This is a genomic window from Streptomyces sp. NPDC024687 (assembly GCF_055559055.1).
Window position 1 is genome coordinate 299,759 of record NZ_JBVHLJ010000004.1, and the last position, 15,902, is coordinate 315,660.

The following is a 15,902-nucleotide window of genomic DNA, read 5'->3' on the forward strand; positions in this document are numbered from 1 at the left end:
GTCACCGGGGTCCGAGCGGCTCCGGCAGGGTACGCGCGGCGAGCAGTGTGACGTCGTCCTCCGAGTCGGCCGGGGCCAGGCGGTCGACGACGGTGGTGAGGATGTCCGTGAGGGCGTGTCCGGAGGCGATGGGGACGTGGGCGAGGGCGGCGAGACCCGTGTCGATGTCCTCGCCGCGCCTTTCCACGAGCCCGTCGGTGTAGGCCAGCAGCAGGGAGCCCGGCGGCATCGGACGGCGCCGGCTCTCGTACCCGCCGAAGCCCGTGCCCAGCGGAGGTCCGACCGGCAGATCCGCGAGCTCGGAGGTGCTGCCGGGCCGGACCAGCAGGGGCGGGACATGGCCGGCCGTGGCCAGGACCGCTTCCTCGGCGGCGGGGTCCAGCAGGGCCAGCACACAGGTGGCGACGCGGTCCAGGTCGAGGGCGTGGGCGGTGCGGTCCGCCTCGGTGAGCAGCCGGTCGGGGGCGAGCCCCTGCAGGGCCAGCGCGCGGAGCAGGGAGCGGTACTCGCTCATGGCCGCGGCGGCGCGCACCCCGTGTCCCATGACGTCCCCGACCAGGAGCAGGGTGCGTCCCGAGGGCAGTGCGACGGCGTCGAACCAGTCGCCGCCCACCTCGGCACCCCGCCCGGCGGGCAGATAACGGCTGGCGATCTCCACGCCAGGCCCCGGTATGTGCGGGGTGGCCAGGAAGGCCCGCTGCATCTCCAGCGCGGTCTCGTGCTCGTGGGTGTAGCGCAGGGCGTGGCCGATGCCCGTCGCGGCCCGTGGGGTCAGCAGTTCCAGAAGCTCTACGTCGTCCGGCGTGAACTCGGGGGAGTGCGCCCTGCGGCCGAGCATGACCGCCCCGACGGGCTCCCCGCGGACCATGAGGGGCAGGTAGGCCACGGAGTGCAGCTCCAGCGCCCGGTAGTGCTCCAGCCGCTGCCGCGTGGGGGCGAGCAGCCGCACGGTGTCGTCGTCGGGCCGGTTGAGCACCACGGTCTTGTGCCCGGTCAGCACCTGCGACATCGACGAAGTGGCCTGGTGGAAGATCACCTCGCCGCTTCTGGTCGCGGGGGTGTGCGGTTGGGGAACGTCCGGAGCGGCGGTCACGGCCATGCGCCGCAGTCGCACCGGGACGGGGGTGGCCGGAGCCCTGCGGGTGCCCTCGGGGTCGAGCACGTCGACGGCGGCGTAGTCGGCGAACCGCGGCACCAGCAGAGCGGTCAGTGCCCGGCAGGCCTCGGCCGCGTCGAGCGTGCCGCCGACCCGGGCGGCGGTCTCCTCCAGCAGCTCCAGACGCTCCTGGGCCCGCCTGAGCGACTCGCGCTGCCGGATGCCCTCGGTGACCTCCATGACGACGGCGGCGACACCGAGGATCGTGCCGTCCTCGCCCGCCAGCCGGTGGAAGGCGCCGAGCCACCAGCGCGGCACGTCCACGGCGTCGTCGGGCACCCGGCCGTCGAAGACGACCGTCTGCGGCCGTCCGGTGCGGAGCACCTCGCGGGCCACCTCGGCCGAGGGCCCGGAGCCGGGGATCACCTCGAGCATGGGACGGCCGAGGTGCTCCTCGACGGGCAGCCCGTTGAACTCGGCCAGAGTGTCGTTGAGGTAGAGATAGCGCAGGTCCGCGTCCAGGACCGCGACGGCCGCCGGTGTCCCGTCCAGGAACCGCCGGGCCGTCCACAGCTCGGCAAGCACCTCCCCGGTCCCCGCCTCCCGGGCCGCCTCCGACAGCTCCCGGAGCGTCCCCGAGGAGAGGAAGGGGGCGGACACGCGGGGCTGGGTCATGGGGTGTGATTCCTCGAAGGGGGTAGTCCGATTCGTCATACTTATGGCGTATTGGACCACATTCGAGGCGACGAAGCTATGGGCTGGGTCTCATCCGCCGCCGACCAGCTTCTCGAAGAAGAACTCGTGCTTGAGGAACGACGTCTCGTGCTCCGTCCCCGGATACGGCGGGATCAGCTGCGCGGCCTGGAAGAGCCGCCACCCGTCCTCCAGGGCGGCGACGCCCGTCTCGTACGGCGGCTCGTCGCTGTCCCCGGTCGTCGGGCGGGTGGTGCCCGTGCCGTCGTAGCGGGCCCAGCCGACGACCCGGGAGTCGAGCGCGGAGGTGTGCAGGTACAGGACGAGAACCTGCTGGCGCACGGTGGTGGACATGGTCACGCCTGACTCCTTCGTGCGGCGGGCCGGTTTTCGATGCGGGTGGCCCAGTAATCGACGTCGAAGGCGGGATCGCCGGTGAGAGCACGCCACAGCCGGATCCGGTTCAGGATCTCCAGCCGGCCGGTGGCCTGCTCGTACCAGGGGAAACCGCGCCCCAGTTCCTCGCGGACGGCGGGAGCGTCCAGGTCCGCGGTGTCCCACAGCCGCACCTGCGGCACGGTCGGGTTGAAGCGGATCTTGTACATGTGGCGCACGGTGTCGCTGTCGTTGCGCCGCCCGCCGTGCCAGATCCCGTGGTGCAGCAGCACGACCGTGCCGGCCGGGCAGGTCAGCCGGGTCTGGCCGCGCAGGTTCTGGTAGCGGCCGGTGTCGGACTCGTTGGTGCGGCGCAGATGGCTGCCGGGCACGATGAGCGTGCCGCCCATCTCCGCGGTGACCTCCCGCGGGTAGTACATGAGCTGGACGTCGAACGCGTCGGGCCGCACATCGATGACGGCGTCGCCGTGCAACGGCTGCGCACTGCCCTCACGCGGCTCACGGATGTGCACGAAGTGGTGGTCGACGGTCGGATCGGGGCCCACCAGGCTCTCCAACGCCCCCGCGACCGCGGGCAGTTCGACGAGCCGGCGGGCGAAGGAACCCTCGGGGAACGCCTTCGGCACGGGAGTGCCGTACGGCACGGAGGGCAGCCCGGCGGCGAAGACCCCGAGCGCCTCCTCGTTCATCTCCGGGGGCACGATGCCGTCCAGGCGCAGGAAGCCGTGGGCCACGAACCGCGCCACCTGAGCGGAGTTCAACAGCTGTCGTGTGGTTGACATACGGCAACCGTAGGAACAACCCGCCCTGCGGTCGTGGGCTGTAATCGACGACCACTGGTAATTTTCCACCATGACCCGACACGTCGACCTGGCCCTCGACCTGCCGCCCCACGTCGAGAACGCGGGCGTCGGCGTCCACGGCTCCGCGGGCCCGCACGACGTGTTCCGCCTCCCGCGCCTGTGGCAGCTCCATCTCTACGGCTACTCGGGCACCCTGGAGTTGGGCGGCTCCCGGCACCCGATCCGCCCCGGCCACGTGAGCCTCGTCCCGCCCGGCACCGAGGTCCACTTCCACTACGACGCCACGCGCTGCGAGCACCTGTACGCCCACTTCCGGCTGCCGGGCGGCGGTGAGCGGCGCCGGGTCCCGGTGATGCAGGACGCCGGCGCGGACGCGGCGGTGCTGACCGGGCTGTTGCGGCAGACGGTCGCGGCGACCGCGCAGTCCCCGGCCCGGGCCTCCGCCGAGCTGTGGACGGTCCTGTGGCGCACGACCGGCCTGGCCGGCGCCGGCGAGGACCGGGCCCGGCATCCCGCGCTGCGGACGGCGATCGCCCACATCGAGGAGCACCTGGCCGGCCCCCTGACCGTGCCCGGCATCGCCCGTGCCGCCGGGGTCTCGCCCACCCATCTGACCCGGCTGTTCCGCAAGGACACCGGACACACCGTCGTCGCCCACATCCGGCGCCGCCGCATGGAACGAGCCCGGCACCTGCTCATCGCCTCGACGCTGGCCATCCCGGCGATCGCGGCGACCGTCGGCATCCCCGACCTCCAGGCCTTCAACAAGACCTGCCGCAAGGAGCTGGGGGCCTCGCCGCGGGCCGTACGGGAGGGGCACGGATAGAGCGAGCGGGGCGAGCGGAGCTCAGGCGGGCGCCGCAGCCGTACGCCGGGCGCCCCGGCGCCGGGTCCGGTGTCTGCCGACCGTGGCGCAGCCGGCGTAGAGGACGAACGAGATCGTCGTGACGTACGGGCTGATCGGGATGCTGCTGCCCAGGGCCAGCAGGATGCCGCCCTCGATCGACGCCAAGGCGAAGACCACGCTCAGCAGCGGCAGCAGGACCGGTGACGCGGTGACCCGGGCGGCGGCCGCGGCCGGGGTGATCAGCAGGGAGAGCACCAGCAGGGCGCCCACGACCTGCACGGACAGGGCGACCGCGAGACCGAGCACGATCATGAAGGCGAAGGACAGCCCGCGCACCGGGACCCCGCGGGCCTCGGCGACGTCGGGGTCGGCGCTGGCGAAGGCGAGCGGGCGCCACATGATCGCGAGGGCGATCAGGACCACGGCGGAGGTGGCGAGCAGCCAGGTCGTCTGCGGGGTGTCCACGGCGACGATCTGCCCGGTGAGCAGGCCGAACTTGTTCGCCGCCCGCCCTTTGTAGAGGGCGAGGAAGAGCACCCCGAGCCCCAGTCCGAACGGCATCAGGATGCCGATCACCGAGTTGCGGTCACGCGCACGCGTGCCGAGCACGCCGATCGCGCCGGCCGCGAGCAGCGATCCGGTGATCGAGCCCGCCACGATGTTCGTGCCAAGAAGGAGCGCTCCGGAGGCACCCGCGAAGGACAGCTCGCTGATGCCGTGCACCGCGAAGGGCAGGTCGCGCATCGCGACGAAGACCCCGGCGAGGCCGCCGACCAGGCCCAGGGCCGCTCCCGCGATGAGCGAGTTGCGGACCAGGACGAGGAGTTCGCCGTAGTTCTCGAAGTCGAACAGCTGGTGCCAGACGCTCATGGGCGGACCTCTTCGGGCAGGTGGTGCGCGTGGTCGTCGTGGGCGCCGACTACCACGACCCGGCCGTGCACCCGCACGACGTCGACCCGGGTGCCGTACAGCCGGGACAGTGACGCGGAGGTGAGGACCTCGTCGGGGGTGCCGACGCGATGGCCGCCCGGCGCGAGGTACAGCACTCGGTCCACCAGGCCGAGCACCGGGTTGATCTCGTGGGTCACGAACACCACCGCCGTGCCGTGGGAGCGGCGCCGCGCGTCCACCAACTCGGTGACGGCGCGCTGGTGGTGGAGGTCGAGGGAGAGCAAAGGCTCGTCGCACAGCAGGATGCGGGGGTCGGTCGCGAGCGCCTGCCCGATCCGGACCCGTTGCCGCTCACCGCCGGACAGCCGGCCGAGGGGCACGTCGGCGTACGCCGAGGCGCCCACGGAGGCGAGGATCTCGTCGACGTGCCTGCGGACGGCGGCCGTTCGCAGGCGTGGGCCGAAGCGGTGACCGTCGATGCCGAAGCGCACGAGGTCACGGGCGCGGAGCATCGCCTGCGCGGACAGGGCCGCCTGCTGGGGGACGTATCCGATGTGCCGGGCGGCCTCCCGGGGAGGGCGGCCGAGGACCGTCAACTCCCCGGCGGAAAGCGGCTGTCGGCCTAGCAGGGCCCGCACGAAGCTGGTCTTGCCGGCTCCGTTCGGGCCCAGCACGGCGAGGAACTCCCCTGCGGGCACGTCCAGTTCGAGGTCGCGCCAGACCGGGCGCGGGCCGTAGGCGAGGGCGGCCCCGCGCAGGCTGATGACCGCGCTCACTTGGCCAGTGCGTTCGCGAGCGCGTCGACGTTGCCGGTCATCCAGGCGAGGTAGTCCTTGCCGCTCGGCAGGGTCTCCGTCACCGGGACCACCGGGATACCGGCCGCCTTGGCCGCCTGCTCGGACTTCTCGGTCTGCGGGCCGGAGGTCTGGGCGTTGTAGACCAGCGCCTCGACCTGCTTGTCGGTGAACAGGGCGAGGGTCTCCTGGAGCACCTTGGGGGAGACGTCGTCACCCTCCTCGATGGCCTCGCTGAACTCGGTGGGCGTCTTGTCGATCAGCCCGCTCGCGCCGGTCATGTACAGCGGCACGGGTTCGGTGATGGCGATGGCCTCACCGCCGTGCTCCTTCTTGATCTGCGCCTCCTTGGCCTCCAGCGGCTTCAGGTCCGCCTTGAAGGCGTCGGCGTTCTTCGTATAGGCGGCGGCGTGCGCGGGGTCGGCCTTGCCGAGGGCGGCGGCGATGCGGTCGGCGATCTTGGCGACCGAGGGGAAGTCGTACCAGACGTGTTCGTTGAGCTCGCCGCCCTTGGGCGCGGTCTTTCCGGACACCTTGACCGCGTTGATCACCTCGGCGGAGGAGTTGCCGGCGCTGCTGAGCATCCGGTCCACGAAGTCGTCGTAGCCGCCGCCGTTCTCGACGACGACCTTCGCCTTCGACAGCGCCAGCTGGTTCTGGGTGCTGGCCTCGTAGGAGTGCGGGTCCTGGTCGGGGTCGCTGATGACCGAGGTGACGGAGACCTTGTCGCCGCCTATGCGCGAGACGATGTCGCCGTACACGTTGGTGGAGGCCACGACGGCAACCCGGGACGACGCGGCTGGGGCCGCCGAGGAGTTGCCGCAGCCTGCCAACAGGGTGACGGAGGCACCGACGAGCAGTGCCGTACGGCGGGACGGGGACGTGGACATGGATCCTCCAGGCGCGGTTCTGATTGCCCCGTCACGCTAGATGAAAATGATTGTCGTAAACAGGCCAGACGGCCGGTATGTGAAAACCGTTGCCATTAATTGACCCGCCCCTGGTCCGGACCTCGCCCGGCTAGTCCGAGGACGCGGTCCGGGCCCGGTGGCGGCGGACCGCGTCGCGGTTGGCGCAGCGGTGGGAGCAGTACCGCTGCCGGCCGGTGCGGGTGGTGTCGGCGAAGATCGTGACGCACTCCGTCACCTCGCAGCGCCGCAACCGGTGCATGCCGCGTCCCGCCAGGTGCAGGGCGGTGCCCACGGAGATCAGGGAGTACAGCACGTCGCCGAGCGACTGGCCCTCGTCGCGGTAGTGCAGATGCCAGCCGGTGCCCATGTGGTCGGTCATCCTCGGATAGGCGGCGGCCGTCGCCAGCATGCGGTTGAGCAACCCTGCGCGCTCCTCCTCGTCCATTGCGTCGACGACCTTCTCCCACGCGTCCAGCACCTCACCCGTGCGGGCCAGATCCCGTGCGGTGACCGGGCCGTCCAGCGCCACCCCGGCGGCGCGGCAGCGATCCGCAAGCTCCGTGACGTCGACCGGGCGCCGGTTGGCCAGATCCGCGGCCAGCTTCACGGGGTCCTCGCCGTAAGGGTTGAGATGCACAAGGGCATTACATCAAGGTGATCGGCATGGGACAAGGCAGCGCACGCTCATGGGCGGTACGGCAGGCGGTGGAGTTGGACCTCGTGGAACTCGTCCGTCTGCAGGCCCTGCGATCCGGGGATCTCGACGGCGACGACCTGGACTCACTGGCCGTGGCGCTGTGGGAACAGCTCGCCGCGGACGACGTGCGCGTCCTGGTGGTGGACGCCGAGGACGACGGGCTCGCCGCCTGCGGCATCGGCGCCGTCGACCGGTGCCCGCCCCGACCGGGCCTGCCCGGCGGCCGGACCGGGCACGTCACCGGAGTCGTCACCGATCCGGGCCACCGCCGCGACGACCACAGCCGTACGGTCATCGGCGGCCTGCTCGCCTGGTTCCGGGACCACGACGTCTCCCGGGTGGAACTGCGCGCTCCCGTCCGGAGCGCGCCCCTTCACCGCGCCGTCATTCCTTCCCGGTGAGCAGTCGCCGCGGGTTCGCGATACGGAAGGCATAGGCCGCCGCTCCGCCCAGCCCGTGGCCGGGGTGCTGCGGCGGCTCCGCGTACGGCCGGTCCGAGCCCTGGACCACGGCCTGAACGCCCAGGGCACGCACGACGGACTCGACCGCACGCGGCCCGTACGAGGACGTCTCGACGAAGACCGACGGGTCCGGCTGTGTCCCGTCGCCCCCGCGCGCGGCGAACCGCTCCCCGTGCAGCGGCGCCAGCCCGGCCAGCAGGGCGAAACAGACCCGCAGCCGCGGGTGGCGGGGGCGGCCGTAGGCGCGGAAGGCGAACCAGGCGGCGTGCATCTGCTGGACGTAGGGGACCATCGCGGGCCACCAGCCGGGCCCCTCCGCGCCACCGGCCGCGGGCCCGGGGTGGACGAACAGCGGGAGGTCGCGCTCCTCGAGCAGATCGAGCAGTGGGGCGCACCGGGCGTAACCGGCCGCGTCCGCCAGGGCGTCGGCGGGCAGCTGGAGGCCGACGAATCCCTGGTCGAGGTGGTCGGCCGTCACCCTGGCATCGATGTCCCGCACACAGGCGGCGGCCCACGCCCCGAACGGCTGCGGCAGCGCGGCCGCGCCCTCGTGATAGGCGTCCAGCAGCGGCCGTGCCTCCGCCGCGGGCAGCCACTCCACGCCGATCGGCGCCGAGAGGGAGACGAGCGCGAGGCCGAGGCCGTCACTGGCGGCGAGTTCCGCGCGCAGGGTCACGTCGTGGTCGGCGGGCGGGAGGTCGTAGGGCGGCTCACCGTCCAGATACAGCGTCCAGCCGTCGAGGTACGGCGGCTCGCGCCGCGCCCTCAAGGCCGTCACCAGCGACGGACTCCACAGATGCTGGTGCACGTCGACATTGGTCATGGCGCTCCTCCCACCCGGGCCGCGATGTGCTCCGGACTCCGCCTGCCCCCATGATCTCGTGGCCGACCACCTCCACGTCCACCCCGCGGGCACCGTGAGGTCGACCGCCCCGCTCGGAGCGTCGCGCCTCACCGGTCTCCGGACGCCGAGCCGATCTCCACCACCCGGGCCCAGGCGGGCGGTGAGTCCGGCACGTACTCGGGATCGTTCTCGCGTCGCGCCCGGCTCCTTCCCGGCCGGGGGAACAGACCGATGACGGTACGGCATGACGGCCGCGCGCTCGGCCAGGGCGTCTGGCCGTCGGTCAGGGCCACGACGACGTCCGGCCGGGGGCGCGAGCGCAGCGCCTTCTCGAAGCCCGTGCGCAGATCGGTGCCCCCGCCGCCGACCAGCGGGATGCCCTCGGCCCGGCACAGCGGACGTACGGCCCCGGCCGCCGCGTCGCACGAGAGCACGTTGACCAGGTCGCGGCGGCCGCCCACGGCACGGGAGATCGCGGTGACCTCCAGCAGGGCGCTGCCCAGTTCGCTGTCGCTGACCGAGCCGGAGGTGTCGATGATCACGCAGACCCGGGGCGGCCGGCGCCGCAGACTCGGCAGCACCGCGCCGGGCACCGCCGCCGAGCGCCGCGACGGACGCCCGTAGCTGTAGTCGTCGCCCGCGCCGGAGCCGGCGACCGCCGCACGCAGCGCCGCGCCCAGCAGGTCCCGCCACGGCTGCGGCGGATGGAACGCCTCCTCCGCCCACCGTTGCCAGCCCTGCGGGGTACTCCCGGGCCGCGCCTTGATGCCCTGCGCCACCCGGAAGCGGACCGCGTCCCGCTCCTGCTCGCTCAGCCCGTCCGCCCCGTCGGGCCCCAGGTCCCACTCGCGTTCCAGGCCGTCGGCACCACTGCCGCAGTCCAGCCAGGCCAGGTCGAGGGTGAGCGGCCCGAGGCTGATCCCGCTCAGGTACTCCTCCATGAGCTGCCCTTCTGGCAGCTTCAACCGCCATGGCCGCACGGCGCCCTTGGGCTGGACCAGTCCGTCGCCGTACACGTCGTCGTTGATCTCGCAGTCCGCGGCGATGTTCATCCGCAGCCGGTCCCCGACCCCGGTCAGCCCGCGTTCCCGGGCCACCCGGTCACCGCGCCCGTGGTGGTCGCGCAGCAGGTGGGACACCTCGTGCACCCACACGCCCGCCAGCTCCTCCACGGGCATCCGGTCCACGAACGCCGGGGAGACATAGCACCGCCAGTGCCGGTCGACGGCCATCGTCGGCACCCGCTTCGACTCGACGGTGTGCAGCACGAACAGCGCGGTGGCGAGGTACGGGCGGGCCCGGGCGGCGTGCAGACGGGCGGCGAAGAGCTTGTCGCGGTCCAGGTGTCCCGCCTCTCCGGGAGTGTCCGTGCTCATGGGCGTGTTCATCGGCGGGCCTTGGCGGCGACCGCGGCCCGGTCCGCCCGCTGCGACAGCGCCACCGTCCCGGCGAGCCTGTCGATCGCCGCCGGTACGTCCCAGTCCTGCTGCCGCAGCGAGGCGAGCGTGGTCGCGGGCACGACCACCAGATCCGGGGCCCCGGTCTCCAGCGCCCGCACCAGCACCGCCCACGCCGCGTCCCAGCGGGCCCGGTCCGGACGGGCGCGTACGGCCGCCACGACACCGTCGAGCACGGCCTGCCGCAGGTCTCCCCGCTCGGGCAGGGCGGCCCCCGCGGGATCGGCGAGGACGTCCTCCGGGTCCGGGAGGTCCAGCCGGTCCAGGCTCGCCAGCAGCTCCAGTCCAGGACCGTCGCCCACCGTGCCCCGGACCAACAGGGAGAGCACGTCCCGCGCGGAGCCGGCCGCGGTCGCGAAGGCGACCAGGGACAGCGTCATGTCCCAGCTCCTTGGCGAGGGCCAGGGGCCGCCCCGACGGGTTTCGTTGGTGGGCAGCCGATGCACGAGCGTGGGCCGCGCGGCGAGCAGCCCGCACACCGCGCGCCGGGCGAAGTCCACGGCCTGAGGCAGCTTCAGCGGATCGAGCCGCGGCAGCGTGGCCCGCGGCCAGGTCCCACCCAGCCCACGTACGACGACCTCATGGTCGTGCGTCCACTGGAGATGGACGAACCGGTTGGCCAGCGGCGGACTCAGCTCCCAGCCGTCCGCCGCCGAGGACTTGGGGTTGGCGGCGGCCACGATCCTTACGCCGGGCGGCAGTTGGAGCGCGCCGATCCGCCGCTCCAGGACGAGCCGGAGCAGCGCGGCCTGGACGGCGGGCGGCGCGGTGGACAGCTCGTCCAGGAACAGCAGCCCCCGTCCGGCCCGCACCAGCCGTACCGCCCAGTCCGGCGGGGCCATCGGCACGCCCTGGGTGGCGGGATCGTCCCCGACCACGGGCAGCCCCGAGAAGTCGGACGGCTCGTGCACGCTGGCGATCACCGTGGTCAGCGGCAGGTCCAGGGCCGCGGCGAGCTGGGTCAGGGCCGCGGTCTTGCCGATGCCCGGCTCACCCCACAGCAGGACCGGCAGATCGGCGGCCACGGCCAGGGTGAGGGCCTCCAGCTGGGAGTCGGGGCGCGGTTCCGTGGTGGAGTCGCGCAGGAGGGTCAACAGATCGGCGGCGACGTCGAGTTGGGAGGCAGGAGCGAGAGCGGGAGCAGGAGCAGGAGCAGGGGCGGTCATGGGCATGAGGCATCACCTGTGGGCTGGGAGTGGCAGGGAAGAGGAGACGGGTTTCCCGGTGGAGAATTCAGTACGCGTGACGCGGATGGGCACGCCGGTGACGGGAGCCACGCTCGCTCGGACGCGGGCGGAACCGGACGGGCCCGGGTCCCGTCAGGCCCGCCCTGAACAGGCCGTAGGTGACGCGCCGTTGCGCGGCCGCCTCCAGTTCGTCCCGGAGGGGGCCGGTGCGCAGCAGCGCCTCGGGCCCGAGCAGTCCTTCCACGACGGCCAGCGCGCCGGCGGTGTCGCCGTGCACGAGACGTTCGCGGACGCCGTCCAGGCAGTGCGGACGGCGGTGTGCCTCGTCGATCGCCTGGAGACAGGGGAGCGGGGTGCCGGTCAGCGCGACCAGCAACTCCTCGCGCCGGATCTCGTCCGGATCGTGGTCCAGCGGGGCCAGTACCCCGTCGACCAGGCCGATCCGGTGGCGGGCTCCCCGGCACTCCACGAAACGCGGTCGCCTTGGTCGGTCGGGGGTGCGGGGCGGTCCGGTGGCAGCGTTGTCCGGAGCCAGCGCAGCGGTGACCAGGGGGTGCAGCCGATCCGCTCCGAGTGCGCCCGCGCGCAGCAGTTGGAGGTCGGGCAGCACCCAGGTCGCCGCGTCGGGCAGGACGGGAAGCGCGGAGACGGCAGCGGCCGAAAGGGTCGGCACGGGCCTTAGCGTGTCGTCGTCCGCGGCGAGCTCCAGCACCAGTCGGTGCCGTCCGCCCAGCCGCACCGACACACAACCGCCCAAGCGCCCTTCGGCCGCGAGCAGTATCCGCGCCTCGGCCGCCCAACGGTCGACGGCACAACCGGGCGGTATCTCCAACTCGAGTTCAGCGAAGGGACGTTGCTCGGACGCCGACGGAAGTGGCGGCTGGCCGGTCCCCGACCGCCCCGGCAGCTCCCCGACCCTGCCCGCATCCCACAGATGCCGGTGCAGATCCAGCCGGAACCGTCGGTTGGGACGTGGGTGCGGGTGCGGGTGCGGGTGCGGATGCCGTACGGCGTCGCCCGTGGACCGGGACCACAGCGCGAGGCTGATCCGCTGCCCGGCGTCGGCCCAGGTGGGTGCGGTCCGGGCCACGAGATGCACGGGGCCCTCGACGGCCGCGTACCGCGCCAGTGTCAGGGTCAGCCCGGGCCGCAGCAGCCCGTCCGGGGCGATCCTCGGCAGGTGCCAGCGCAGCAGGTCGGGAGCGAGGGCGCGGAGATCGGACCGGACCCGGGACGCCAGCTCCCGGCCGTGATCGCGTGCCACCGCACGGAGGTTGAGATCGACGTCGAAGCCCGCGGCGGCACACGCCCCGGCCCAGTCCCCGGCGAGGCGACGGGCGGTCGCGGTCTCGATCATGGAGGCCGACACGGCGAACTCGCGCACGCGCGGCCAGAAGGACGTACGGATGTCCTCGTTCGCGGTCGAAGTGAGCATCAGCACTCACCTTGCGCGGACGGGACCCCCCATCGTTCAGGAGTATGAGTCGTCATCGTGGAGCAGCGTAAGCCGCCCTCCGCGCATCCGCCACGGGTTTTCCACGGGGTTAGCCTGGGGCGTGATCGCATTTCCGCTCGGCGCCGCCACCACGCCGGCCGAACTCGCCGGCGACCCGCACCCGCGGCTGGCCGAACTCCGCGCGCGCGAGCCGGTGTCCTGGCTGCCCGAGCTGAACGGCTGGCTGGTGACCCGCCGCGATCTCGCGCTCGACGTGATGCGGGACGCCGAGACCTTCACCGTGGACGACCCCCGCTTCTCGACCGCGCAGGTCGTCGGCCCGAGCATGCTCTCCCTGGACGGCGACGAACACACCCGCCACCGCGAGCCGTTCACCGCGCCCTTCCGCCCACGTGAAGTGCGGGACGGGTTCGCCGGGTTCATCGAGCGGGAGACCGACCGTCTCGTCACCGCACTGGAGCCGGCGGGCGCCGCCGAACTGCGCCGCGCCTTCGCCGGCCCGCTCGCCGTCGCCGTCGTCACCGAGGCACTCGGGCTGGCGGGCGCCGGCACGGACACGGTGCTCGCCTGGTACGACGCCATCGTGCGGTCGGTCTCGGACCTCACGGAGGGCCGCGCGGCTGGGCCCGCGGGCCCGGAGGCGTACGCACACCTGCGGCAAGCGGTCGAGGCCACGGTCACGGAAGGGGCCGGCTCCTCGCTGCTGACCTCCGCCGCGGGCCGGCTGTCGCTGCCGGAAGTGGCCTCCAACGCCGCGGTGCTGATGTTCGGCGGCATAGAGACCACCGAGGCGATGATCACCAACGCGCTGCTGCACCTCCTCCGGCACCCCGACCAACTCGCGCTCGTCCAGGCCGACTTCACGCTGCTGGACGGAGCGATCGAGGAGTCGCTGCGCCTCGAACCCGGCGCGGCCGTCGTGGACCGGTACGCCACCCGTGACATCACCCTCGGCCCGGCCACGATCCACCGGGGCGACCTCGTCACCGTCTCCCTGGCGGGCGCCAACCGGGACCCCGCCGTCTTCCCCGACCCCGACCGCTTCGACGTCCGCCGCGCGAACTCCCGCCTCCAACTGGCCTTCGCGCACGGCCCCCACTACTGCCTCGCCGCCCACCTGGCCCGCCTGGAGACCCGCATCGCCCTGCGGCAGCTGCTCGACCGCCTCCCGGGCCTGCGCCTCGACCCGGAGCACCCGACCGCCCCGCAGGGCCTGGTCTTCCGCAAGCCGCCGACGCTGCACGTGCGGTGGGGCTGAGCCGAGCGGCGCTCAGCCGGCCTGCTTCACCTCCAGGGACAAGTCGTTGTCGACCGTGTAGTAGGGCCGCACGACGATCTTCCCGACCGTGGCGCCTGGGTAGACGAAGACCCGCTTGCGGTCCGCCACGTCGTCCAGGAGACGGGCGAGCCGGATCAGCGGGGAGCCGGGAGCGGGTCGTACGAACATGTCCCAGATGCCGAGGTCCAGGGTCTCGTCGGCGACCGTGCACGAGAAGCTCCGGCCGTCCTGCGCGGCCAGTGGCGGAAGCGAGCGCACGGTCCCTTCATCCTGCCGCCGCCGCAGCAGCACCTCGGCTCCGTCCGGCAGCGAGGCGCCGTGCAGCCGGGCCGTGATCCCCAGCGTCCCGCCGGTGACGTCGACGCGGTCGACCTCCGCGTGGGCGGGACGCAGCCAGGTGCGCACCGCGAGGTAGCCGTCCTCGGTGACATAGGGGACCCGCACGGCCAACGGCCCGCGCCGCTCCCGCAGATGCCCGTCGACCAGGGCCCGCAGATCGCGCGGACCAGGACGCAGACGCTTGCGCTCGGGCCCGCTCAGCAGATACACGTCCCACCGCCCCTCCGCGAGCACGGGATCCGGGCCCAGCACGGCCCGGGTGCGCCCCTCGCCGACCGCTTCCAGGTCGAGGACGTGCAGTGTCTCCTCGGGCTGCCCCTTCTTCGGCCGCAGCCGCAGCAACAACCCGTGGCCCTCGGCCGCCGCCAGCTCGAAAACGATCCGGCCCTCCGCGTCGACCGTGCATCCGGCGCGTGGCGTGGTCATGAACGTCCCTTCCGTACGAGGCGCAGCGCGCCGCTCGCCGCGATCAGCGCGGTGTCCCTGGCGGCCGAGCCCCGGGCGGTCAGAGCCGCGCCCTGGCGCTGCCGCACCACCGGCCGGCCCGCCCTCCGTGCCGCGACCGCCTCCGTGATGAGCCGCTCCGCCTGCTCGACGACGGGACCGGGCGCGAACCGCCGCGCGTTCTCCAGAGCCGCCCTGCCCATACGGCGGCGCCGCTCGTCGTCGCCGACCAGCTCCAGCAGGGCGCCGGCCAGCGCGTCCCGGTCACCGACCGGCACCAGCCGGCCGTCGACCCCGTCCGCGATGATCTCGGCGGGCCCGTGCGGACAGTCGGTGCTCACCACGGGCAGCCCGCAGCGCATCGCCTCGACGATGGTCATGCCGAAGGGCTCGAAATCGGAGGTGGCCGCCCCGATCGAGCCCTTGACCCACTCCGCCTCCATCGGAGCCGCGGCACCCATCAGGAAGACGTTGTTCCACAGGCCGAGGTCGTTGATGAGCCGCCGCAGCCGGTCGTGTTCGTCGCCCTTGCCGTAGATGCGCAGCTGCCAGTCCGGATGCTCGGCGGCGACCGCGGCGAACGCCTCCACGAGAAGGTCGTACCGCTTCAACGCGACCAGCCGTCCGGCCGCGACGACCACCTTGGCGGAGCCGTCCGCGGCCGGAAGCACCGGATCCGGCACACTGTTGGGAAGTGCCTCGACCCGTACGCCGGGCAGCCGCATCCGGCGCCGGTAGGCGGCCGCGTCCGCCTCGGTGACCGTGGTGAGGACGTCGAGCCCGCGGTAGGCCCGGCGCAGCGCGGTGCGCAGCCGGGGCGAATGGTTGTCCAGGGTGAGATGCTCCTGACCGATCCGGGCGACATGGGGCGGCGCCTGGCCCGCGAGATGCACGTTGAGCCCGGGACGGGTGCCGATCACCGCGTCCGCGTCGATGGTGGCGAGGGCCTCGGATATGCGCTGGTCGGTCAGTTCGCTGTACTGCCCGTACCGGTACTCCGAGCGCGGGAACACCCGCGCCGGTCTCAGATGTGCCGGGTGTTCCTTCTCCTGCCTCAGATCGACCAGCGGCCGCAGCGAAACCCGGGGATCCAGCACGAAGTTGGGCAACTCCCGGTGCCGCAGCACGGAGACGATCTCCACCTCGTGTCGTTCGGCCAGTGCCTGGGCCAGGTTGAACGTGGTGGTGATGGTGCCTCCGATCGCGTAGGCGTTGTGGAGCAGGAAAGAGATCTTCATGCCGGGCTAGACCACCCGGCCCTGCCTCCGGTTGGCCCCCGTTACCCATTCGTGGTGTCCTCGCCGTTC

16 protein-coding genes are annotated in these 15,902 nt (G+C 72.9%); 3 read left to right on the forward strand and 13 right to left on the reverse strand.

From position 1 onward, the window contains the following. Position 1 precedes the first annotated feature (1 nt). From ACZ39I_RS18055 to ACZ39I_RS18065, 3 genes are all read right to left on the reverse strand, one after another. Positions 2-1,771, reverse strand: coding sequence for a SpoIIE family protein phosphatase (locus tag ACZ39I_RS18055; protein WP_467245341.1), 1,770 nt, complete (start codon positions 1,769-1,771; stop codon positions 2-4). Between the two features lie 90 nt (positions 1,772-1,861). Continuing rightward, positions 1,862-2,143 (reverse strand): hypothetical protein, encoded by a 282-nt coding sequence (locus ACZ39I_RS18060; RefSeq protein ID WP_467245692.1) that lies wholly within the window; start codon positions 2,141-2,143, stop codon positions 1,862-1,864. Positions 2,144-2,145: 2 nt separating this feature from the next. After that, positions 2,146-2,967 carry a phytanoyl-CoA dioxygenase family protein gene (locus tag ACZ39I_RS18065; protein ID WP_467245342.1) on the reverse strand — a complete coding sequence of 274 codons (822 nt, stop codon included), beginning with the start codon at positions 2,965-2,967 and terminating at the stop codon, positions 2,146-2,148. 70 nt (positions 2,968-3,037) lie between these two features. On the opposite strand from ACZ39I_RS18065, the gene ACZ39I_RS18070 reads away from it, so the two are divergent. Continuing rightward, positions 3,038-3,814, forward strand: coding sequence for a helix-turn-helix domain-containing protein (locus ACZ39I_RS18070; protein ID WP_467245343.1), 777 nt, complete (start codon positions 3,038-3,040; stop codon positions 3,812-3,814). A gap of 21 nt (positions 3,815-3,835) precedes the next feature. On the opposite strand, the gene ACZ39I_RS18075 is transcribed toward ACZ39I_RS18070, so the two are convergent. The 4 genes from ACZ39I_RS18075 to ACZ39I_RS18090 form a co-directional block, all read right to left on the reverse strand. Next, a complete protein-coding gene (locus tag ACZ39I_RS18075; RefSeq protein WP_467245344.1) occupies positions 3,836-4,705 on the reverse strand; it encodes a metal ABC transporter permease in 870 nt (289 codons plus the stop codon). After that, complete coding sequence (locus ACZ39I_RS18080; protein WP_467245345.1) at positions 4,702-5,502, reverse strand: metal ABC transporter ATP-binding protein; 801 nt, start codon at positions 5,500-5,502, stop codon at positions 4,702-4,704. The genes ACZ39I_RS18075 and ACZ39I_RS18080 overlap by 4 nt, the downstream gene beginning before the upstream one ends. Then, positions 5,499-6,410, reverse strand: coding sequence for a metal ABC transporter solute-binding protein, Zn/Mn family (locus ACZ39I_RS18085; protein ID WP_467245346.1), 912 nt, complete (start codon positions 6,408-6,410; stop codon positions 5,499-5,501). The genes ACZ39I_RS18080 and ACZ39I_RS18085 overlap by 4 nt, the downstream gene beginning before the upstream one ends. 130 nt (positions 6,411-6,540) lie before the next feature. Then, positions 6,541-7,068, reverse strand: a complete 528-nt coding sequence (locus ACZ39I_RS18090) for a CGNR zinc finger domain-containing protein (protein WP_467245347.1) — start codon at positions 7,066-7,068, stop codon at positions 6,541-6,543. A gap of 26 nt (positions 7,069-7,094) precedes the next feature. Here ACZ39I_RS18090 and ACZ39I_RS18095 point away from each other — a divergent pair, with 26 nt between their 5' ends. Beyond that, the gene (locus ACZ39I_RS18095; protein WP_467245348.1) at positions 7,095-7,529 is read left to right on the forward strand and encodes a GNAT family N-acetyltransferase; all 435 of its coding nucleotides are present in this window, start codon (positions 7,095-7,097) and stop codon (positions 7,527-7,529) included. On the opposite strand, the gene ACZ39I_RS18100 is transcribed toward ACZ39I_RS18095, so the two are convergent. From ACZ39I_RS18100 to ACZ39I_RS18115, 4 genes are all read right to left on the reverse strand, one after another. Further along, positions 7,513-8,412, reverse strand: coding sequence for an amidohydrolase family protein (locus tag ACZ39I_RS18100; RefSeq protein WP_467245349.1), 900 nt, complete (start codon positions 8,410-8,412; stop codon positions 7,513-7,515). The two genes, ACZ39I_RS18095 and ACZ39I_RS18100, sit on opposite strands and share 17 nt — an antisense overlap. Positions 8,413-8,540: 128 nt before the next feature. Continuing rightward, entirely contained in the window at positions 8,541-9,809 is a 1,269-nt protein-coding gene (locus ACZ39I_RS18105; protein ID WP_467245350.1) for a vWA domain-containing protein, read from the reverse strand. 8 nt (positions 9,810-9,817) lie between these two features. Then, positions 9,818-11,062 carry an AAA family ATPase gene (locus ACZ39I_RS18110; RefSeq protein WP_467245351.1) on the reverse strand — a complete coding sequence of 415 codons (1,245 nt, stop codon included), beginning with the start codon at positions 11,060-11,062 and terminating at the stop codon, positions 9,818-9,820. A 61-nt stretch (positions 11,063-11,123) separates the two neighbouring features. After that, on the reverse strand, positions 11,124-12,512 hold the full coding sequence (locus ACZ39I_RS18115; RefSeq protein ID WP_467245352.1) for a hypothetical protein: 1,389 nt from the start codon (positions 12,510-12,512) through the stop codon (positions 11,124-11,126). Positions 12,513-12,633: 121 nt separating this feature from the next. Here ACZ39I_RS18115 and ACZ39I_RS18120 point away from each other — a divergent pair, with 121 nt between their 5' ends. Further along, complete coding sequence (locus ACZ39I_RS18120) at positions 12,634-13,791, forward strand: cytochrome P450 (RefSeq protein ID WP_467245353.1); 1,158 nt, start codon at positions 12,634-12,636, stop codon at positions 13,789-13,791. A 12-nt stretch (positions 13,792-13,803) separates the two neighbouring features. On the opposite strand, the gene ACZ39I_RS18125 is transcribed toward ACZ39I_RS18120, so the two are convergent. Both ACZ39I_RS18125 and ACZ39I_RS18130 read right to left on the reverse strand, forming a co-directional pair. After that, the gene (locus ACZ39I_RS18125) at positions 13,804-14,577 is read right to left on the reverse strand and encodes a hypothetical protein (RefSeq protein WP_467245354.1); all 774 of its coding nucleotides are present in this window, start codon (positions 14,575-14,577) and stop codon (positions 13,804-13,806) included. Then, on the reverse strand, positions 14,574-15,833 hold the full coding sequence (locus tag ACZ39I_RS18130; RefSeq protein WP_467245355.1) for a glycosyltransferase family 4 protein: 1,260 nt from the start codon (positions 15,831-15,833) through the stop codon (positions 14,574-14,576). The genes ACZ39I_RS18125 and ACZ39I_RS18130 overlap by 4 nt, the downstream gene beginning before the upstream one ends. Positions 15,834-15,902 lie beyond the last annotated feature (69 nt).